Source organism: Marinobacter gelidimuriae (genome assembly GCF_000372805.1).
In the GTDB taxonomy this organism is placed as follows: domain Bacteria; phylum Pseudomonadota; class Gammaproteobacteria; order Pseudomonadales; family Oleiphilaceae; genus Marinobacter; species Marinobacter gelidimuriae.
Genome location: NZ_KB889840.1, coordinates 4055 through 23467, shown reverse-complemented (window position 1 = coordinate 23467; position 19413 = coordinate 4055). Strand labels below are relative to the sequence as shown.

General features: G+C 52.9%; 18 protein-coding genes and 1 pseudogene. 17 read left to right on the top strand and 2 right to left on the bottom strand.

From position 1 onward, the window contains the following. The first annotated feature begins 98 nt into the window (after nucleotides 1-98). Both uvrD and A3OI_RS0102840 read left to right on the top strand, forming a co-directional pair. Nucleotides 99-2267, top strand: coding sequence for a DNA helicase II (gene uvrD / locus A3OI_RS0102845; RefSeq protein ID WP_018402834.1), 2169 nt, complete (start codon nucleotides 99-101; stop codon nucleotides 2265-2267). Nucleotides 2268-2366: 99 nt separating this feature from the next. After that, complete coding sequence (locus tag A3OI_RS0102840) at nucleotides 2367-3491, top strand: helix-turn-helix domain-containing protein (protein WP_018402833.1); 1125 nt, start codon at nucleotides 2367-2369, stop codon at nucleotides 3489-3491. Between the two features lie 28 nt (nucleotides 3492-3519). Here the strand turns inward: A3OI_RS0102840 and A3OI_RS0102835 are convergent, their stop codons facing one another. Both A3OI_RS0102835 and A3OI_RS0102830 read right to left on the bottom strand, forming a co-directional pair. Next, nucleotides 3520-4317: an undecaprenyl-diphosphate phosphatase gene (locus A3OI_RS0102835; RefSeq protein ID WP_018402832.1), complete on the bottom strand. Its 798-nt coding sequence runs from the start codon at nucleotides 4315-4317 to the stop codon at nucleotides 3520-3522. Nucleotides 4318-4388: 71 nt separating this feature from the next. After that, nucleotides 4389-4790, bottom strand: coding sequence for an acyl-CoA thioesterase (locus tag A3OI_RS0102830; protein WP_018402831.1), 402 nt, complete (start codon nucleotides 4788-4790; stop codon nucleotides 4389-4391). A gap of 228 nt (nucleotides 4791-5018) precedes the next feature. Between A3OI_RS0102830 and A3OI_RS0102825 the strand changes: the two genes are divergently transcribed. From A3OI_RS0102825 to A3OI_RS24565, 15 genes and pseudogenes are all read left to right on the top strand, one after another. Next, nucleotides 5019-6077 carry a substrate-binding domain-containing protein gene (locus A3OI_RS0102825; protein ID WP_018402830.1) on the top strand — a complete coding sequence of 353 codons (1059 nt, stop codon included), beginning with the start codon at nucleotides 5019-5021 and terminating at the stop codon, nucleotides 6075-6077. Nucleotides 6078-6225: 148 nt separating this feature from the next. Next, nucleotides 6226-7614, top strand: coding sequence for a phosphate ABC transporter permease subunit PstC (gene pstC, locus A3OI_RS0102820; protein WP_018402829.1), 1389 nt, complete (start codon nucleotides 6226-6228; stop codon nucleotides 7612-7614). After that, the gene (gene pstA, locus A3OI_RS0102815) at nucleotides 7607-8884 is read left to right on the top strand and encodes a phosphate ABC transporter permease PstA (RefSeq protein ID WP_018402828.1); all 1278 of its coding nucleotides are present in this window, start codon (nucleotides 7607-7609) and stop codon (nucleotides 8882-8884) included. Before pstC ends, pstA begins: the two co-directional genes overlap by 8 nt. Nucleotides 8885-8894: 10 nt before the next feature. Continuing rightward, on the top strand, nucleotides 8895-9812 hold the full coding sequence (pstB, locus tag A3OI_RS0102810; protein ID WP_018402827.1) for a phosphate ABC transporter ATP-binding protein PstB: 918 nt from the start codon (nucleotides 8895-8897) through the stop codon (nucleotides 9810-9812). 44 nt (nucleotides 9813-9856) lie between these two features. Further along, nucleotides 9857-10579, top strand: a complete 723-nt coding sequence (gene phoU, locus A3OI_RS0102805; RefSeq protein WP_018402826.1) for a phosphate signaling complex protein PhoU — start codon at nucleotides 9857-9859, stop codon at nucleotides 10577-10579. A 352-nt stretch (nucleotides 10580-10931) separates the two neighbouring features. Further along, nucleotides 10932-13220 (top strand): CRISPR-associated helicase/endonuclease Cas3, encoded by a 2289-nt coding sequence (locus A3OI_RS0102800; protein WP_018402825.1) that lies wholly within the window; start codon nucleotides 10932-10934, stop codon nucleotides 13218-13220. 8 nt (nucleotides 13221-13228) lie between these two features. Then, nucleotides 13229-13891 (top strand): type I-C CRISPR-associated protein Cas5c, encoded by a 663-nt coding sequence (cas5c, locus tag A3OI_RS0102795; RefSeq protein WP_018402824.1) that lies wholly within the window; start codon nucleotides 13229-13231, stop codon nucleotides 13889-13891. Then, nucleotides 13888-15675, top strand: a complete 1788-nt coding sequence (gene cas8c / locus A3OI_RS0102790) for a type I-C CRISPR-associated protein Cas8c/Csd1 (RefSeq protein WP_018402823.1) — start codon at nucleotides 13888-13890, stop codon at nucleotides 15673-15675. The genes cas5c and cas8c overlap by 4 nt, the downstream gene beginning before the upstream one ends. Then, the gene (gene cas7c / locus A3OI_RS0102785) at nucleotides 15672-16544 is read left to right on the top strand and encodes a type I-C CRISPR-associated protein Cas7/Csd2 (protein ID WP_018402822.1); all 873 of its coding nucleotides are present in this window, start codon (nucleotides 15672-15674) and stop codon (nucleotides 16542-16544) included. The genes cas8c and cas7c overlap by 4 nt, the downstream gene beginning before the upstream one ends. A 108-nt stretch (nucleotides 16545-16652) precedes the next feature. Next, nucleotides 16653-16817, top strand: a pseudogene (locus A3OI_RS24570) (DUF4258 domain-containing protein); the annotation flags it as partial. Further along, nucleotides 16818-17042: a type II toxin-antitoxin system MqsA family antitoxin gene (locus A3OI_RS0102780; RefSeq protein ID WP_018402820.1), complete on the top strand. Its 225-nt coding sequence runs from the start codon at nucleotides 16818-16820 to the stop codon at nucleotides 17040-17042. A gap of 16 nt (nucleotides 17043-17058) precedes the next feature. Continuing rightward, nucleotides 17059-17685 (top strand): CRISPR-associated protein Cas4, encoded by a 627-nt coding sequence (gene cas4, locus A3OI_RS0102775; protein ID WP_018402819.1) that lies wholly within the window; start codon nucleotides 17059-17061, stop codon nucleotides 17683-17685. Next, nucleotides 17682-18701, top strand: coding sequence for a type I-C CRISPR-associated endonuclease Cas1c (gene cas1c / locus A3OI_RS0102770; RefSeq protein WP_018402818.1), 1020 nt, complete (start codon nucleotides 17682-17684; stop codon nucleotides 18699-18701). The genes cas4 and cas1c overlap by 4 nt, the downstream gene beginning before the upstream one ends. A 9-nt stretch (nucleotides 18702-18710) precedes the next feature. Further along, complete coding sequence (gene cas2 / locus A3OI_RS0102765; protein ID WP_018402817.1) at nucleotides 18711-19004, top strand: CRISPR-associated endonuclease Cas2; 294 nt, start codon at nucleotides 18711-18713, stop codon at nucleotides 19002-19004. A gap of 202 nt (nucleotides 19005-19206) precedes the next feature. After that, nucleotides 19207-19413, top strand: a 207-nt coding sequence (locus A3OI_RS24565; RefSeq protein WP_407635508.1) for a hypothetical protein, incomplete at its 3' end; no start/stop codon positions are given.

Below are 19413 nucleotides of genomic sequence, written 5' to 3'. Positions count from 1 at the left end.
AAAACCCATGGAATTTGCCCCATGCACCCGTATTCGGCAAGGGCGATTCAAGGCTGGTATACTCCCCGACCTGTTTATTTAACCAGTAGCGACATTTTATGGACGTTTCCTACATTATCGACGGCCTGAACGACGCCCAGCGCGAGGCGGTGACGGAACAAAGCGACCACTTGCTGGTTCTGGCCGGCGCCGGCAGTGGCAAAACCCGGGTGCTCGTACACCGCATGGCGTGGCAGATGCAGGTGAACCGGGTACCGGCAACCGGCCTTCTGGCGGTGACTTTCACCAACAAGGCCGCCAAGGAAATGCGCCACCGCATTGAAGAGATAATGAACATACCCTCTCGCGGTCTTTGGATTGGCACCTTCCACGGCATTGCTCACCGCCTGCTACGCTCCCACTGGAAAGACGCCGGCTTGCCGGAAAACTTTCAGGTGTTGGACAGCGACGACCAGCTGCGCATGGTGAAGCGGGTAATGCGCGAAGCCCAAATCGACGAAACCCAGTTCCCGCCCAAACAGGCCCAGTGGTGGATCAGCAGCAAGAAAGACGAAGGCCTGCGTGCCGATCATATTCAGGAAAACCCCGGCGACCACTTCACCAGCACCATGGTAAGGGTGTACCGCCAGTACGAAAAACTGTGCCAGCAAAGCGGCCTGGTGGATTTTGGGGAACTGTTGCTGCGTTCTCACGAACTCTGGCTGCACCGCCCGGAATTGCTGGCCCATTATCAGCAGCGCTTTCAGCACATTCTGGTGGACGAGTTTCAGGACACCAACACCATTCAATACGCCTGGCTGCAAGTGCTGGCCAGCAACCGCGTGCCATTAACCGTGGTCGGCGACGACGACCAGTCCATCTACGGCTGGCGCGGCGCCAAAGTCGAAAACATCCAGCAGTACCAGCGCGATTTTCCCAACGCCCGCCTGGTAAAGCTGGAGCAGAACTACCGTTCTACCAAGCTGATCCTGAAGGCCGCCAACGCGGTGATTGACAACAACCAGGGCCGCTTGGGTAAAGAACTGTGGAGCGACGGCGTTGACGGTGAACCCGTCAGCCTTTACGCCGCGTTTAACGAGCAAGACGAAGCCAACTACATTGCCGACACCATCACCAGCTGGGTGCAAGACGGCAACCTGCGCGCCGAATGCGCCATTCTTTACCGCTCCAACGCCCAGTCCCGCGTACTGGAAGAATCGCTGATGCGCCAGGGTATTCCATACCGGGTTTACGGCGGCCTGCGCTTCTATGATCGCCAGGAAATTCGCAACGCGCTGGCTTATCTGCGCCTGGTGCACTACCGCCGCGACGACGCTGCGTTTGAGCGGGTGGTAAACCTGCCACCGCGGGGCATAGGGGCCAAAAGCCTGGCCGATTTGCGCCAATACGCCGGCGAGCAAAGCATTTCAATGTGGGAGTCCGCCCAGCGCATGCTGGAGGCAGGCCAGATGAAAGGCCGCGCAAAAACCGGATTGCAGAAATTTCTGTCGATCATAGAAGAACTGTCTGCGCTGGCGGAACATGGAACCCTTCATGGCCTGATGCAGCAGACCATCGACGACAGCGGCCTGAAAAACTACCACGCCAGCGAAAAAGGAGAAAAAGGCCAGGGACGGGTGGAAAACCTGGAAGAGCTGGTAAACGCGCTGACCACCTATGAAGTGGAGGAGGGTGTTGATCCGCTGTCGGAGTTCATCGCCCAAGCCGCGTTAGATGCCGGCGAAGCTCAGGCGGATGACCACGAAGACAGCGTGCAGTTAATGACCCTGCACTCCGCAAAAGGGTTGGAGTTCCCGCTGGTGTTCATGGCCGGCGTTGAAGAAGGTCTGTTCCCCCACAGCATGTCGTTGGAGGAACCGGGGCGTATGGAGGAAGAGCGCCGTCTTGCGTATGTGGGTATTACCCGCGCGATGAAGAAACTGATAATCACCTACGCCGAATCCCGCCGTTTGTACGGTCAGGAAAAGTTCAATGCGCTGTCGCGGTTCGTGCGGGAAATCCCTGGCGACTGTATTCAAGAGGTGCGGCTGCGCAATACGGTGACCCGCCCGGCCATGGTGGCGCGGCCCAACGAAAGCATGTTCAGCCAGGAATCCGCCAAGCAGTCTGGTTTCAGCCTGGGGCAGCGCGTAATGCATCCGAAGTTCGGTGAAGGCACGGTGATGAACAGCGAAGGCAGCGGCCATCATACCCGAATTCAGGTTAACTTTGATGACGGTGCCAAGTGGCTGGTATTGGCGTATGCGCCGCTGGAGGCTGGCGTCTAGTGTTCAGTCCAGCCAATGAGCCTTGCCCCATGAAGGATGACGGGGGTATCGACTGGGCCCAAGTGACCATAGTGTGTATTGAATATATAGGGGACTATCATGACTGAGTTGAGTGCTGCCTTTGCGCCAGACTGGGTCTCCCCGCCTGGCGAATCCATACTTGATATATCCGAAGAGCGCGGCTGGACTCAAGCCGAACTTGCTCAACGTTTGGGGTACACAGAGAAACACGTTAGTCAGCTTATTAACGGCAAAGTATTGCTTAGCGTTGACGCTGCACTTCGTCTGGAGCGCGTAGTCGGTGGGACTGTTGATTTTTGGCTAACTCGCGAAGCTAATTATCAAAATCATAAAGCGCGACTGGAAGCTGCTGAAAAGCACGCTAATTGGGTGCCTTGGCTTGATGACTTACCGGTTAAAGCATTAATGGATAACGGCGCCATTGCTAAGCAACGCTTGGTTGAGAAGAATAAACCAAATGTGGTTGAAGCGTGTCTGCGATTCTTTGGCGTTGCATCACCAAGTGAGTGGAGAGCGCACTACGGTGGTATGCAAATGGCATTTCGCAGAAGCAGGGCTGAGCAATGCGATGTTGGTGCGATCTCCTCATGGCTAAGGTTAGGAGAGCAACACGCGGAACAAGTTGAAGTGCCTAAGTACAACAAAGCTCGTTTTGAAAAAGCTTTGCGCGTTATTCGCACATTCACATGCGAGTCGCCGGAAGAGTTTGAACCAAAAATGAGGCAGTTGCTTTCAGGGGCAGGTATAACATTTTTTTTGGTGCCTGCTATCCCAAGAGCCCATGTAAGTGGTGTTGCTAGGTGGCTAGGCCCTACACGGCCTTTTATACAGCTTTCCTTGTACGGTAAAACGAACGATAAATTCTGGTTCACTTTTTTCCATGAAGCAGCGCACATTTTGCTGCACTCTGGGAGTAGAGAAGAGAAAAAATCTGTCTTCCTTGACGATCCTAACGCTACTCATACTGACGACCCACAGGAGCATGAAGCAAACAGTTGGGCTGGAGACTGGCTAATCCCTGCTCAATACACCGACAAGTTGAACGGCTTAAATAACAAAGCGAAAGTTCGCCATTTTGCGGATGAGATTGGAGTTCACCCAGGTATAGTAGTGGGACGTTTACAGCATGATGGAGTAATACCGCCGTCATGGATGAATGGCCTGAAAAAAAACTTCAAGTTTAAAAAAGCGTCTACTGACTAAGCACTTAATAATGGACCGGCTCCAAAATCTACATCAGAACCGCAAAAATCACCCCAGCCAGAATCACCCGGTAAACCACGTACGGCCACATACCCACTTTATTCAGCCACTTCAGGAAGAAGTGGATGGCGGTGATGGCCATCACGAATGAAGTAACGCCGCCGATCAGAAAGCCCGTCCAGTCTACAGCGGTGTCCGTCATCGCCACTTCCAGGATTTTTACACTCGCCGCCAGCGCCGTAATCGGGATGGCCAGCAGGAATGAAAAGCGGGATGCTGCTTCGCGGCTGAGGCCCAGAAACAGGCCGGCGGTGATGGTGATGCCCGAGCGCGAGGTGCCGGGCACCAGGGCAATGGCCTGGGCCAGGCCAACAATCAGCGCGTCTTTCCAGCGAATGGAGTCCAGCGAGCGATCGCGTTTGGGTATCCAGTCGGCCACACCCAACAGCAAACCGAACACCAGGGTGGTGGTGAAAATGATCGCAGGTGAGCGTAGCTCGTTATCAATCATATCCAGCAGCGCCAATCCTGCCAGGCCTGCGGGGACGGTGCCTATCACAAGATAAAACGCCATGGCGCCCTGGCCCACAATCCGGCGCTGGACCATGGATACCAAGCCGTCGCGGGCAATGCCGAACACATCGCGGCGGAAGTAGAGCACCACCGCCAGCAGAGTGCCCACGTGAACGGCCAGGTCAAAGCCTACGCCCTGGTCCTGCCAGCCCAGCAGGGCCGGTGTAAGAATAAGGTGGGCAGAGCTGGAGATGGGCAGAAATTCTGTCAGCCCCTGCAGCAGGCCAAGAAAAACCGCCTGAAAAAAGTCCATATCGTATCAATCCAAGGTTTCACAACAATCCGGGGCGCTAAAGCAGACCAAGGTATTACACACATCAAGGATCAGGACTGGTCTGGCACTTCGCGGATACGGCCCACTTCATCAATCGCCACGTAAACGAAGCGGCCTTCGGTCACCTTGCGGCGATCTTCGGAGTAGCGGTCCATCGTCCACACTTCTACTTTAATATTCATTGAGCTACGGCCAATTTCGATCAGCTCGCAATAGCAGCCAACCTGCGAGCCAACCCGCACCGGCGACAAAAACTCCATCCGGTCCATAGCCACAGTGGCGCTGCGGCCTTGGGATATCCTGGCTGCCATAGTGGCCGCAGCAATATCCATTTGCTTCACCAGCCAGCCCGCGAATACATCGCCGTTGGCGTTGGTATCGCCGGGGAATGGAATGATTCGCAGGATTAACTCGCCGAGGGGCATTGGGTTGTCGTCGTCAAAAGTGCTCATCACACAGGCCTTTAAGAAAAGTGGCGGAATGCCAGTTTGGCAAATTCCTTAATTGTTTGGCTGCATGGTAATGCCGCGCCTGCCATTTGTCAGGTGTGTTCGCGGTTCTGATGGTGAATTTAGATAATTTTAGCCTTTGTCACAAACCTGTCACAGAGAATGCCTAGTCTTGGGCCATCAAAACAGCAGATGTCGATATAAAAAGTGATGCAACCCAGGAGAAACACGGTGACTAAACTCTATAAAGCTCTGACAACAGTAACCCTTGCTGGCGCAATTGCGGCACTTTCGGCTCCGGCCATGGCTCGCGACACCATCAGCATTGTTGGTTCGTCAACGGTATATCCTTTTGCGACCGTGGTTGCCGAGCGTTTTGGCCGTAACACCGACTTCGCGACGCCGAAGATTGAATCTACCGGTTCCGGTGGCGGCCTGAAGCTGTTCTGTCAAGGTGTTGGCACCCAGCACCCGGACATCACCAACGCTTCCCGTCGCATGAAGAAGAGCGAATTCGACATGTGCCAGGCCAACGGCGTCAAGGAAATCACCGAAGTGCGTATCGGTGCTGACGGTATCGTTATGGCAAACTCCAAGGAAGCGGAAAAGCTCGACTTGTCCCTGAAACAAATTTTCCTGGCGCTGGCTAAAGACGTACCTAACCCGGACGGCAGCAACGAGCTGGTTGCCAACCCTTACATGAACTGGAACGAAATCGACTCCAGCCTTCCGGATATTGCCATCAGCGTAATGGGCCCGCCTCCGACGTCAGGCACCCGCGACGCGTTTGTTGAGTTGGCGATGGAAAGCGGTTGCAAACAGTTCCCCATGATCGCGCAGATGGAAGACGACAACGAAGACAAGTTCAAAACCGTGTGTCAAAGCATGCGTGAAGACGGCCCGTTCATTGAAGCCGGCGAAAACGATAACCTGATCGTTCAGCGTCTGGCCCAAGACCCAGAAACTCTCGGTATCTTCGGCTACAGCTTCCTGATGGAAAACACTGGCCAGATCCAGGCCGCGACCGTGAACGGCGTCGAGCCGACTCCCGAAGCGATTTCCAGCGACCAATATCCGGTAGCCCGTTCACTGTGGTTCTACGTCAAGAAGGCGCACGTGGGCGTTGTTCCGGGTATTCAGGAATACATTTCCGAGTTCACCAGCGAAGGCACCTGGGGTGATAACGGCTACCTGGTCGATGTAGGCCTGATACCAAGCCCGCGCAACGAGCGCATGAAGATTGCTAAAGCAGTGAAAGAACTGGCGCCGATGACGGGTAACGAGTTATAAGGCCGGTCAGGCAACGTCAAGGATGACGACAAAACAACGCAGGCTTTCAGGCTTGCGTTGTTTTGTTGCGGTTGTATGAATATTTTTATGCGGCAAGCTGGCAGAATAGGCGCTCAGTTAACTTACAACCACCAACACAGAGACTGATATGCAGACGTCCAATCTTCTGCCCCTGATTCTGGTTCTCGCCGTGGTTGCCTATGGCCTCGCTTATATGCGATCCCGGGCTGTGGCAGCGCCCCTTGGCGGCATCCGGAATCTCAAGGCTCTCCCTTTTTACTACGCTGCGCGTGCAGCACTTTGGTGTGCTATCCCGGCACTGATTGTGCTGGCCGTCTGGGCCGGTTTTGAAGGCAAGGTCATTCAGGGCATTGTGATTGCATCGCTGCCCCAGGATACCTGGCCCGAATCGGCCGGACAGGCAAGCCTGATTCTCTCTCAAATCAGCAACGTGGCAGCGGGCAGCCTCGACCCTGAGTTTGTGCCGGAGCATATTGCCGGGGCGGCATCGTTGCTGGAAGCCATGCAAGACAAGAGTGGCAACTTTAAGGCAATTCTGGTGGTGTTGATTGCCGTGTTGGGAGCAACCTTTGCCTGGACCCGCGTAGCGCCCCACATAAACGCCAGAAAAAACGTAGAAACAACCCTGCGTCGAATCTTCTTTGTGTGTGCCGCCTTGGCCGTGTTGACCACGGCAGGCATCGTATTCTCGGTCTTTCTTGAAACCCTGCGTTTCTTCGACAGAGTGCCGATTACCGAGTTCCTGTTCGGGACCAGCTGGAGTCCTCAAACCGCTTTACGGATCGATCAGATAGGTTCCGAAGGCGCTTTCGGTGTTATTCCCCTGTTCACCGGCACCCTGCTGATTTCTGCCATTGCTTTGTTGGTTGCAGTGCCCGTTGGCTTGCTGTCCGCCATCTATCTTTCAGAGTATGCGAGCAAGCGTATGCGGTCGACGATAAAGCCTGTGCTGGAGATGCTGGCGGGCATTCCTACCGTCGTTTACGGCTTTTTTGCTGCGTTGACCGTTGCCCCGTTTATTCGTGACCTTGCCGAAATAGTGGGCCTTGAAGCCTCTTCTCAGAGTGCTCTGGCCGCTGGCCTGGTGATGGGAATCATGATTGTGCCGTTCGTGTCATCGCTGTCAGATGACGTGATCAACGCGGTACCTCAGACCATGCGCGATGGCTCGTTGGCTCTGGGTGCGACGCAGTCGGAAACCATGAAGAAGGTGATTTTTCCGGCGGCCCTGCCGGGCATTATTGGCGGCATTCTGTTGGCGGCGTCCCGTGCCATCGGTGAAACCATGATTGTGGTCATGGCGGCAGGACTCGCGGCCAACCTGACGGCCAATCCGCTGGACTCGGTGACCACCGTAACCGTTCAGATTGCGACACTGCTGGTGGGTGACCAGGAATTCGACAGCGCCAAGACGCTTTCGGCCTTCGCCCTGGGCATGCTGCTGTTCATTGTCACGCTGCTGCTCAACGTAATCGCACTGAAAATCGTACGTAAATACAGGGAACAGTATGACTGATCAACGTTCTCAGGCGGAGATCGTCCGCAAATCGCTGAAACGCCGGTACCGTACGGAACGCCGATTCCGGCTGTACGGAATTCTGGCGATTTTCATTGCACTCGCGTCCCTGTTTATCCTGTTCGCCGATATTATCAGCAAGGGACATACAGGGTTCGTAAAGACCACCATCACCCTGGAAGTGACTCTCGATTCGGGAATGATGTACCTGGATGATCCGACGGATAAAGATCAATGGTCCAGCGCGGATTTTAAGGCGCCGATTATCGCCGCACTGCAGGCGCAAGTTCCTGAGGCGGCCAGCGCGGCTGAGAAGCGTGAGCTGGGCCGTTTTCTGGGTACCTTCGCAGACAGCGAAATCCGCGATTTACTGACAAAAAATCCGGAGCTTTTGAATACAACCCAAACCATTGAGTTCCCGGCCCATGATCGGGTGTCGGTATACGTCAAGCATGCGGACAATCCGCGGTACAGCATCAAGCTTTCCGAACAGCAGCAGCGCTGGGTGGACGAGCTGTTGCAGAAAGGGATTATCGACACCAGCTTCAACGACGTGCTGTTCAGTCGAGGCGACTCCAGAGAGCCTGCCAACGCCGGTGTTCTTGGCGCGATTGTCGGTTCCCTGTTGACCATGCTGGTGACCCTGGCCATTTCATTCCCCGTGGGAATTTCGGCAGCAGTCTATCTGGAAGAGTTCGCGCCCCAGAACAAGCTCACCGATTTTATCGAAGTGAATATCAATAACCTGGCCGCGGTACCGTCTATCATCTTCGGTTTGTTGGGCCTGGCGGTGTTCATAAACCTGTTCGGAATGCCTCGATCGGTTCCTGTAGTCGGTGGTTTGGTGCTTGCGTTAATGACGCTTCCAACCATCATTATTTCCAGCCGTGCCGCCATTAAAAGTGTCCCGCCTTCAATACGGGAGGCGGCCGAGGGTGTTGGCGCCTCCAAGATGCAGGTGGTGCTTCACCATGTGGTGCCCCTGGCGATGCCCGGTATGCTGACCGGTTCCATCATCGGGATGGCTCAGGCTCTGGGTGAAACCGCACCGCTGCTGCTGATTGGCATGGTGGCGTTTATTGTGGATGTACCTGACGGGCTTTTCAGTTCAGCCACCGTGCTGCCGGTACAGATTTATCTCTGGGCGAGCAGCTCCGAGCAAGGTTTTGTAGAGCTGGCATCCGCCGCCATCATGGTGCTGCTTACCTTCATGATCATTATGAACGCATTGGCGATCTGGCTGCGCAAGCGGCTTGAGCGTCGCTGGTAAGGAGAATGATATGAACACGATGAGTCCGAGTATTTCCGCAGAAGCCGACATGCAAAGCAAGGGGGCAGCGGTTCCTGTGCCTGAACACAAACGCAAAGATACCCTGATGGAAGACAAACCCGAAGATACCGTGATTGAAGAAGGTAAGACGGTTGGAAAGCCCTTTACCGACAACCCTAAATTCAAGCTGCGTAATGTGGATGTTTCCTACGGTGCAGACCGGGCGATCAAGAATATCAGCCTGGATATTGGCCGAAACGAGGTTATTGCCTTCATCGGTCCTTCTGGTTGCGGTAAATCAACTTTTTTACGATGTCTGAATCGCATGAATGACAGCATTGAGATTTGCCGCGTCAAAGGCTCTTTTGAGCTGGACGGTCAGAACATCTATGAATCCAAGCGGGACGTGGTTGAACTGAGGGCCAGGGTAGGCATGGTGTTCCAGAAGCCGAATCCGTTCCCGAAATCGATCTACGACAATGTGGCCTATGGGCCCCGAATTCACGGGCTGGCAAACCGCAAGTCCGAGCTTGACGACATTGTCGAAAACAGCCTTCGCAAGGCGGGGTTGTGGAATGAGGCTAAAGACCGTCTGGATGCCATGGCAACCGGCATGTCCGGCGGCCAGCAGCAGCGCCTGTGTATTGCCCGCGCCATTGCCGTCAGTCCGGAAGTGATCCTGATGGACGAGCCCTGTTCGGCCCTTGACCCGATTGCAACTGCACGGGTGGAAGAACTGATTGCCGAGATGTCCGAAAGCTACACCATCGTCATCGTGACTCACTCCATGCAACAGGCGGCCCGAGTTTCCAACCGCACCGCTTATTTTCACATGGGTCACCTTGTGGAAGTGAACAAAACCGACACGGTGTTTACCTCTCCCCAGCACCCGTTGACCGAATCCTACATTACCGGCCGTTTCGGCTAAACCAGCCTGTGCCGGTAGGGCCAGAATATTTACGGAGCAACACAATGCCGAACAACAAAGATCAGATGTATGGCGACCACATCTCCGAGCGCTTCAACAACGAGCTGCTGGAACTGAAAACCCGTTTTCTGGAAATGGGCGGGCTGGTGGAAGCGCAGCTTGGCAATGCCGTGCAGGCGCTGACGGCCAATGACAGCGTTCTGGCGGAACAAGTGCGTACAGGTGACCGTGGCGTTGACCAGATGGAAATTGACATCGATGAAGAGGCCATACTCATCATCGCCCGGCGTCAGCCCGCGGCGCGGGATCTGAGGCTGGTGATCGCGGTCATTAAAATGGTGGTTGACCTGGAGCGGGTGGGCGACGAGGCCAAAAAAATCGCCAAACTGGCGTTGAAGCAGGAGGAAGAGGGCCAGACATCACGCGGCTCCGTGGAAGTCCGCCACATTGGCAGCCATGTGCACGCCATGCTGCACAACTCCCTGGACGCCTTTGCGCGGCTGGACGCCGAACAGGCGCTGCGAGTGATGAAAGAAGACAAACGGGTAGACGAAGAATATCAGGCCGCGGCCCGCACCCTTCTGACCCATATGATGGAAGATACCCGCAACATATCCCGCTGCATGTCGATCATGTGGGTACTGCGGGCTCTGGAACGGGTAGGAGACCACGCCTGTAACCTTGCCGAAAACGTGATTTTCATGGTTAAGGGTGAGGATGTACGCCATACGCCGATGGAAGAAACAGAGCGGGTGGTGGGGCGGTAGGGCAAAGTTCAGCGCTAAGCCGAGCTTCGTGTTAATGCCTTGCCTGCTTGGGATTGAAGCGCGCTGGTTTAATTGACGTCTGCAGTTGTTATTTCCGATCTGCCTGTTCGGCAGCTACACCCTTTTATTACAACAGAGATGTATTAAAAGGGTGTGATGGTTGGTTTCCAAGTCAGAAGGTTGTAAGTTATTTAGTGGTGTAGCTGTCGACCGCATTAACTGGTATTTCTGACTGTCTTGTCACAAGCCATATCTTGGACTTGGAGCGCGATAGGGGGGGGTCGCTGGTTTTCGTCTAGGCTGGAGCAGAGATAAGAGTGCCGACATTCGGAAAGCATGAAAAGGGAAGCTCGTGACTGAACAAGTTAGCTATATCGCTCACGTTAAACAAGATTCTAAAGGGGGCTGGTCCGAGCCCCACCTGCTTCATGAACATCTCGAAAAAGTGGCGGAATTAAGCGCGCGCTCCACCAAAAAGTGCCAGTCAGAAGCTTGGGGTTTTGCTGCAGGGCTTTGGCACGATCTGGGCAAGTACCGGTCCGGCTTTCAAATGTACATCCGTGATGCATCCGGCTTTGAGCGTGAGAACGCACATGTTGAACAGGGAGCGCACTCTCCCAGAGTTACGCATTCCACAGCTGGCGCCGTTCACGCAATTAATCAGTGGCCGTCTATTCCAGGCTACATTCTGGCTTATCTCATCAGTGGACATCACGCTGGACTACCAGATTGGTCGGGAGGCCGGGGGTCTTTGGAACACCGGCTTGCTGAAGCAACAAAAGAATACCAAGAGTCTCTTGCCGCTGGGATCCCAGAACAACTGTTAACGGCAGAGCAACCCGCTGTTCCAGGTGCGGCACGCAGTTTGAAATCTATTGCTCTCTGGATGCGCATCCTGTTTTCAAGCCTTGTTGACGCTGACTTTCTGGATACAGAAAGTTATATGTCTCCTGAAAAGGTTGATAAAAGAAACCAATACCCGCAGTTAGATGAACTTCATAGTCTGTTTTTCGACAAAATGAGCACGCTTCAGAAAAACGCCGAGCAAACGCCTCTGAACGTCATTCGGAAATCGATTTTTGAAGCATGCCACCGCGAAGCCTATGAAGCCCCTGGTATTTTTAGCCTCACCGTGCCGACAGGCGGCGGTAAAACGCTGGCCAGTTTGGGGTTTGCCCTTGAGCACGCAAAGCAGCATGGCAAGTCCCGAATCGTCTATGCCATTCCCTTTACTAGCATCATCGAACAAAACGCGGACGTATTCCGGAAGTTTCTTGGGGACACCGCTGTGCTGGAACACCATAGCAGCCTGGATATTGATCAGCGTGCTGAAAACGCCGGCTCCAGACTGGCAGCTGAAAACTGGGATGCGCCTCTTATTGTGACAACCAATGTCCAGCTGTTTGAGTCACTGTTTGCATCCCGCACAAGCCGTTGTCGAAAGCTGCATAACCTGGTTAACAGCATCATCATTCTGGACGAAGCACAGCAGGTTCCCCGGGATTTTCATGCACCGATTACGCAAGCCATGCAACAGATGAGCGATCATTTCGGCGTGACCTGGGTTCTCTGTACTGCGACCCAACCTGAACTGGGCCAACAAACGGATGCCTTTGACCGAACCCTCCACGAAGGTTTGAGCAACATAAGCGAAATTATTCCTGACCCAATTGGCCTGGCCCAGAATCTAAAGCGAGTCGAGATTGAACTTCCGCAAAATGTTGACCAACCTACAACGTGGGAAAGCCTTGCATGGCAGGTCGCCAATGAAGCCTGCGCTCTGGTTATTGTTAACAAACGCCAAGATGCTAAAACAGTCTACGAACTTTTGCCGGATGATGGGGATACCTATCATCTATCGGCCAATATGTGTGCGGAACATCGCTCTGTGGCACTCAAGGAGATTCGTCAGAAACTGATAGCAAGGCGTAATGGTGATACAACGCCTCTTCGGGTGATCAGCACCCAGCTGATTGAGGCGGGTGTCGATGTTGATTTTCCAGTTGTCTTTCGCGCAATGGCTGGCCTGGATTCGATAGCCCAGGCTGCCGGGCGCTGTAACCGCGAGGGCAAAATGCCCCAACCCGGCAGGGTGGTTGTGTTTCAGCCTGAAACCTTACCGCCGCCAGGTTTTCTGCGCCAGGCGGCCCAAACGACTCTGGAACTGCTCAAGAGCGGCCAACTCGACGACCCCTTCAGCCCTGCGGCTATGCAGGCATTTTTCACCAAATTGAATTACCTGGGCAACCGGGATGCTCACGGAATTTGCGAGTTACTGCACGCAAAGACTTCGCCGGACGCGCCTTTAGAGATTCAATTCAGGGAGGCCGCCAAAAAATTCCGACTGATTGACGACGTCGGTATCGGCGTTGTGGTGCCTTTCTGCCCGGAAGGGCATGAAGAAAGCCCGGTACATATTTGGTTGGCCGCACTGGAGAAAGACTCTTCACAAAAATGGGCCCATCGGAAACTCCAGCGCTACAGCGTCACTCTGCCAGAAAGACTCGCTAAGCAACTTCATTCTGCCGGCGCTTTGTACGAACGTGCTGGCAAATTTGTTATTGAAACCAGCAATTACCACCCGGTTTGGGGCATGCAGCCACCTGGCAATCTACTGTCTGCGGCGGGTAGTGTGATTTAGGAGAAAATATGGGATTTTGTCTGGAAATCAGTGGTGAGTTCGCGTGTTTTACACGGCCCGAAATGAAAGTTGAGCGGGTCAGTTACGACGTGATTACGCCCTCCGCTGCCCGAGCGATCTTTGAAGCCATTCTCTGGAAACCTGCAATTCAATGGCATATCACTCGGATTGAAGTGCTAAATCCTGTTAAGTGGATGAACATCAGGCGTAACGAAGTTGAGTCGATTGTTTCTGCCCGCACTGCGCAGACGGCGATGAAAAATGGTTCTGGCCATCTCGGTATTTATGTTGATGAAGAGCGCCAACAAAGAGCCAGTCTACTTTTAAAAGATGTTCGTTATCGACTGCACGGCGAATTCACGATGACAGTCAAAGCGGGGCCGCAAGATTCACCGGCGAAATTTGCGGATATGTTTCGGCGTCGCGCGGAAAAAGGCCAGTGTTTTAATCAACCGTACCTGGGGTGCCGTGAGTTCACCTGTGATTTCGCATTGGTAGATGGCGATGTTGACAGCCCTGACCCGATTAAGGACACCCGCGACTTGGGATTTATGCTCTACGATCTGGATTATTCGGATCCTGCTTCACCGACGCCTTTGTTCTTTCGGGCTCACATGGAACATGGCAGCCTGACCGTGCCCGCCCGGCACAGTCCGGAGGTGCGCGGATGATTTTGCAAGCCTTGTGCGAATACTACGATCGTAAAAAAGCAACGGATAATCCACTGCCTCCGCCTGGGTTCGAGGATAAAGAAATTCCGTTTGTAATCGTATTGAGCGAGGACGGCCGCTTTATCTTGCTTCGGGACACGCGAGAACTGCAGGATAAAGGAAAACCAGTCGCACAAAGTTTCATTGTTCCCCAAGGCCCAAAGCGTATGGGCGGTAAGGCTTATGAAACTGCGTACTGTCTTTGGGATCACTACGGCTATGTACTGAATCAACCAAAAATGGCCCGACCTGGCAGTGATCCTAGCGCCAAAGAAACCGATATGGCGGCGAAGCAACATCAGGCCTTTATTGAGCTTGTTAGCAACTTGCATAAGGAAGTACAAAACGATGACGGTGTGAAGGCTGTACACGCATTCCTGGCGAACGAAGCCGAGAAAGAAAAAGTCAGGGCATCGCCGGAATTTCAGGAGTGCCTGAAAATACCCGGTTGTAATCTGACGTTTCAACTGGTGACCGAAAATCACCTGATCTGTCAGTCAGCTCAGGTACAAAGCTGGATTCACGAGCGGCCATCAGTTGGTGATAATGAGCTTGGTACCTGTCTGGTAACGGGTGAGAAAACGAATATTGCCCGCCTGCATCCCTCCGTAAAAGGCGTTTGGGGCGCGCAGATGGCAGGTGCAAACATCGTTTCTTTTAATATTGATTCGTTCAGCTCTTGGGGTAAAGACAAAGGAAATAACGCACCGGTTGGCGAAGACGCTGCTTTTAAATACACGACCGCTTTAAATCAGCTATTGCGCACAGACAGTCCGACGCGGTTGCAACTGAATGAGACATCCATGATCTGGTGGTCTTCCGGTGAAAATGCGTTGGAGGCCGATATGTCATCGTTTTTCAATGATGCTCCGAAAGATGACCCAGAGCAGGGCACCAGAGCAGTCAAACAACTTTTCGAAAGCCTGCACAGTGGCGCTGCACATAATTCGGAAGGAAGAGAACGTTTTTACTTGCTCGGTTTGTCCCCCAATGCTGCGCGCATTTCCATCCGCTTCTGGCAGGTGGGTACTGTTGCAGAATTTAGTGAGCGCTTAGGGCAGTGGTTCAAAGATACTGAGATCATCTCCAGGAATTTCGAGTACCCGCCTTTAAAGCCGCTGTTGCGTTCCACCGCATTACTGGGCAAAGACGAAAATCTTCCTCCACATCTAATCGGAGAGACTGTTCGCAGCATTTTAATGGGGCTGCCTTTGCCTGCAAGCCTACTTCAGGCCGCTATAAAACGCATTAAAGCAGAGCAGGGGCACATAAGCTTTCATCGCGCGAGCCTTATCAAAGGCTACCTCAACCGTTTGTACCGTTATCGGCAGTCCAGCAACAAGGAAATTACTATGGCTTACAACCCTGAAGAAAAGCGGATTGGTTATCGGCTGGGTTGCCTGTTTGCGATTTTGGAAAAACTGCAAACCGACGCTAACCCTGGTCTTAACGCAACCATTCGGGATCGTTATTACAGCAGTGCCAGTTGCACCCCAAGAGCAGTTTTTGGCACGCTAATGCGGCTCCACGCCCACCACCTGAAAAAGTTACCTCACCACGGACAACGGGTGAATATGGAAAAACGAATTGCTGCGGTTATGGCCGACATCAATGAGTTTCCCGCTCACTTGCCGCTGGAAGATCAGGGCCTGTTTGCTATCGGCTACTACCATCAGCGCCAGGAACTGTTTACAAAAAAAGGCACGGAAACAAGCAAAGTACAAACCGAAGGAGCTGAAGCATGAGCCTGAATAACCGTTATGAGTTTGTTTTTCTGTTTGATGTTAAAGACGGTAACCCGAACGGTGATCCCGATGCAGGCAACCTGCCGAGAATCGATGCTGAAACGGGCCAAGGGCTGGTTACGGACGTGTGCCTTAAGCGTAAAATACGTAATTACGTGGGCATGGTAAAAGAAGAAACTCCACCGTTTGAAATTTACATTAAAGAAAAGGCGGTTTTGAACCGCAGCAATTTGCGTGCGTATGAGGCGCTCGATCTGAAGCACGAGTCAAAGAAGCTGCCCAAGAAAGAAGAAGATGCAAAGCGAATAACCCAGTGGATGTGCCAGAATTTTTTTGACATTCGCACCTTTGGCGCCGTTATGTCGACTGAGGTGAATACTGGTCAGGTTCGCGGCCCAATTCAAATGAATTTTGCCAGAAGTATTGATCCCGTCGTCAGTGCGGAGCACAGCATCACCCGCATGGCCGTCACGACTGAAAAAGAGGCGGAACAACAAGGCGGTGACAACCGCACAATGGGTCGTAAGTTTACGATTCCCTACGGCCTTTACCGTTGCCATGGTTATGTTTCTGCCAACTTGGCTGGGCAGACAGGTTTCAGTGAAGAAGACCTGGAGCTGTTCTGGGATGCGTTGATCAATATGCTGGATCATGATCGTTCAGCCAGTCGTGGTGAAATGTCGCCCTGCGCCCTTTACGTGTTCAAGCACGAATCCGCGCTTGGTAATGCCCCTGCCAGAAAGCTGTTTGAACTGATAGAAATCCACAAAGTTTCTGATGGTCCGGCGCGGGATTTCAAAGATTATGAGGTCACTGTTCACCGCGATAGACTGCCAAAAGGTATTGAGCTGTCGGCACTTCTGGACTGAGCTAGCACCTTGCATTGTAGTGTCAGAGGGAGTTTGATCAGGGATGAAACAATGTTCATCGATATCGTTCACCGGCCATGCGCTTAGGAGAATGTTCGAGAGAGGCCTGATGACAGGCCGCATCCAAGCCAGCTTCGGCTCGGCTGGGTGGGCGAAAAAGCGATTCATGTTGTGGTGTCGCAAGCCTCGGAAAACGATGCCTGTTACGTGATCACAGCATACTATCCAGCGCTGGCCATTTGGGCTGATGACTTCAAAACCAGGAGGTCTTGAATGAAATGCGTAATTTGCAAGCAGGGTGAAACCTATTCTGGCTTCACCACTGTCACGTTGACCCGCGGTGAGGCAACAATAGTGATTAAGAAAGTGCCGGCAGATATTTGTGAAAACTGTGGCGAATATTACCTGAGCGATGAAATCTCGGGTAAAACCCTCGCGATGGCAGAGAAAGCCATGAAACTGAATCATGAGGTTGAGGTCATTCAGTTCGCGGCTTAGGGAGGCCCCGTCGCCAATGCAGGACGAAAAGCTCATTCCGCTCTCTGCGTTGCAGCATTATGCCTTCTGCCCCAGACAGTGTGCGTTAATTCATAACGAGCAGTTATGGGCTGAGAACTGGCTGACGGCGCAAGGGCAAGTGTTGCATAAACGAGTCGATAATGGTCCGCCTGAAACTCGTAAAGGAACGCGCTATGAGCGAGGTGTTCTTGTGAGTGCAGAAACAATCGGCCTAACGGGTAAGTTGGATTTGGTTGAGATTGACCTATCGACCAACGCAGTGAAACCGGTTGAGTACAAAAGAGGAAAGCCGAAGAAGGACAGTTCGGACCGAGTTCAGCTGTGCGCTCAAGGATTGTGCCTTGAAGAAATGAGAGGGCAACCTGTGCGCTCAGGCGCGCTTTGGTATTGGCAGACTCGTCGCAGAGATGAAGTGGCATTTACCGATGAGCTACGTGAGGAGACCCACCACGTTATTCAGAAAGTACGTCAATTGCTGATCAGCGGCGAAACCCCACTGGCAGTCTATGAAAAAAAGTGCGATGCCTGTTCGCTCTACGATTTGTGCAACCCCAAGTTACTGAGTCGAGACCGAAGTACTCGTTATGTTGAAGACCTTTTCGACGACGGAGAGGCCCAATGAAGAAACTTCAAAACAGCCTCTACATCACGCGACAGGGCGCATATGTTCATAAAGAGAGAGAAACCATCGTTATCGAGCATGAGCGTAAAAAACTGATGCAGCTTCCGATTCACTCGGTCTCTGGAGTTTTCTGCTTTGGTAATGTTTTGGTGTCACCAGCGCTGATGGGTTTTTGTGGAGAAAAGGGCGTTAACCTTGCATTTTTTACTGAATATGGCCGTTTTTATGGCCGACTTCAGGGTAAAGCGTCCGGCAATGTTCTGCTGCGTCGGGCGCAATATCATGCAGATGAGCAAAAAATGCTGGAAATTGCCCGTTCGGTGATAGCTGCAAAACTGGTGGGTGGAAGAAATGTTCTTCTACGCCATAAGCGTAACCACGGTGTTAGTGCTCCAATCGAGCATGCGGTGAAGCATTTGGCCGCATCTGTACGTATGGCACGGCACACCAATAATCTGGATTCGTTACGCGGAATTGAAGGCGACGCTGCAGCCACCTATTTTTCCGTTTTTGAGCTGCTCATTAATGAAAAGCTGCGAGGCGACTTCCCATTTACCGGGCGCAATCGCCGCCCACCTCGCGATCCAGTTAATGCACTCCTATCATTCGTTTATTCCATTTTAGGTCAGGATATCAGTGCGGCATTGAACGGAGTTGGTCTAGATCCGCAGGTTGGTTTTTTGCACGCAGACCGACCAGGAAGAGATAGTTTGGCGCAAGATCTGCTTGAGGAGTTCCGGCCCTGGCTGGCGGATAGATTGGTTTTGAGCTTGATCAATCGACGGCAGCTAAAAGCGTCGGATTTTATAACCGAAGCTTCGGGTGCCGTCAGATTAGCTGACGACGCGCGGAAACAGTTACTGATTGCCTACCAAGAAAGAAAGCAGCAAGAAGTGATGCATCCATTCCTCAAAGAAAAAGTACTGATAGGCATCATTCCCCACATTCAGGCCATGCTGCTTGCTCGTCATTTAAGAGGCGATCTGGAGCGATATCCGCCATGCGTACTCAGGTAGTAGTTTGAAATGATGGTACTTATAACCTATGACATCTCGATGGAGGATTCTGGTGGCGCGGCACGGTTGAGACGTGTTGCTAAAGCCTGTTTGGATTATGGCGTAAGGGTTCAATATTCTGTTTTTGAATGTGAGATTGACCCAGCTCAGTGGGCTTTTTTTAGAGATCAATTGCTCCGACTTTATAACCCTGAAAAAGACAGTCTCCGATTTTATAAGTTGGGTAAAAACTGGAAGAACCGTATTGAACACCATGGTGCCAAACCTGCACCAGACATTTTCCGAGACGCGATGATTTTGTAAACGCTAACCGGAAGTGCTCATTAAAAACCCGTGATGTTAGCGCAAGGCCAGTTCCGGTGATGGGACTGGCTTTGTTCGTTTTTAGCGCGAAGTTGTAGCGCGCAAATAATCGTTATGAAATACGTTAGCGATCTTTGCACTGTAGATCGCCCGTTATCAATGAGATATGATCGGGCAGTCGCGCCCCCTGCGGGCGCGTGGATTGAAACAAACCATTGCCGACGTTATGAGCGCCATCGAATCGTCGCGCCCCCTGCGGGCGCGTGGATTGAAACAGCTCATAGCAACCGAAGGCGAGTATGCTGCGCAGGTCGCGCCCCCTGCGGGCGCGTGGATTGAAACTCTGATTAAGTCGCCAGCTTGGAACGAAACATTGTCGCGCCCCCTGCGGGCGCGTGGATTGAAACCA

Excerpts from the sequence above, each read along its gene's own strand:
- cas4 (WP_018402819.1), top strand. The coding sequence starts at position 17,059 with ATGCAGGACGAAAAGCTCATTCCGCTCTCTGCGTTGCAGCATTATGCC.
- A3OI_RS0102835 (WP_018402832.1), bottom strand. The coding sequence starts at position 4,317 with ATGGACTTTTTTCAGGCGGTTTTTCTTGGCCTGCTGCAGGGGCTGACA.
- pstB (WP_018402827.1), top strand. The coding sequence starts at position 8,895 with ATGAACACGATGAGTCCGAGTATTTCCGCAGAAGCCGACATGCAAAGC.
- pstA (WP_018402828.1), top strand. The coding sequence starts at position 7,607 with ATGACTGATCAACGTTCTCAGGCGGAGATCGTCCGCAAATCGCTGAAA.
- uvrD (WP_018402834.1), top strand. The coding sequence starts at position 99 with ATGGACGTTTCCTACATTATCGACGGCCTGAACGACGCCCAGCGCGAG.
- cas8c (WP_018402823.1), top strand. The coding sequence starts at position 13,888 with ATGATTTTGCAAGCCTTGTGCGAATACTACGATCGTAAAAAAGCAACG.
- cas1c (WP_018402818.1), top strand. The coding sequence starts at position 17,682 with ATGAAGAAACTTCAAAACAGCCTCTACATCACGCGACAGGGCGCATAT.
- cas2 (WP_018402817.1), top strand. The coding sequence starts at position 18,711 with ATGATGGTACTTATAACCTATGACATCTCGATGGAGGATTCTGGTGGC.
- A3OI_RS0102840 (WP_018402833.1), top strand. The coding sequence starts at position 2,367 with ATGACTGAGTTGAGTGCTGCCTTTGCGCCAGACTGGGTCTCCCCGCCT.
- phoU (WP_018402826.1), top strand. The coding sequence starts at position 9,857 with ATGCCGAACAACAAAGATCAGATGTATGGCGACCACATCTCCGAGCGC.
- pstC (WP_018402829.1), top strand. The coding sequence starts at position 6,226 with ATGCAGACGTCCAATCTTCTGCCCCTGATTCTGGTTCTCGCCGTGGTT.
- A3OI_RS0102830 (WP_018402831.1), bottom strand. The coding sequence starts at position 4,790 with ATGAGCACTTTTGACGACGACAACCCAATGCCCCTCGGCGAGTTAATC.
- A3OI_RS0102780 (WP_018402820.1), top strand. The coding sequence starts at position 16,818 with ATGAAATGCGTAATTTGCAAGCAGGGTGAAACCTATTCTGGCTTCACC.
- cas7c (WP_018402822.1), top strand. The coding sequence starts at position 15,672 with ATGAGCCTGAATAACCGTTATGAGTTTGTTTTTCTGTTTGATGTTAAA.
- cas5c (WP_018402824.1), top strand. The coding sequence starts at position 13,229 with ATGGGATTTTGTCTGGAAATCAGTGGTGAGTTCGCGTGTTTTACACGG.